This is a genomic window from Acinetobacter guerrae, assembly GCF_009372255.1.
Taxonomy (GTDB): Bacteria; Pseudomonadota; Gammaproteobacteria; order Pseudomonadales; family Moraxellaceae; genus Acinetobacter; species Acinetobacter guerrae.
The window spans coordinates 1-255 of sequence record NZ_LXGN01000046.1 but is presented as its reverse complement, the minus strand read 5'-3'; the positions used below and the strand labels follow the sequence as shown (position 1 = coordinate 255).

Annotated in this window: 1 pseudogene; it reads right to left on the bottom strand. The window is 45.1% G+C overall.

The features are described 5' to 3' along the window. Positions 1-255 (bottom strand): annotated as a pseudogene (locus tag A7A69_RS13330) (apolipoprotein N-acyltransferase); the annotation flags it as partial.

The window sequence follows — 255 nt, the reverse complement described above, 5'->3', positions numbered from 1 at the left end:
GATACAGATAACGGTTTGCTGTCTTTGGGCTGCACAAATTCAAGCTTTGATGCTCCACACGCGCCTAATAATAAGAGGGCTGATGGAATCACCCAGAAAATACGACGTTGTAAAATTTCAACCAATGCACACGCCAATACGATGACCGCAAAGAAAACCCCGAAAATTCCGAATAACGGCGCATAGCCATCCAGAAACCGTTCGGTGAAAGCATAACCTGCAAAAAGCCACGGGAAACCTATAAACACCCAAGTT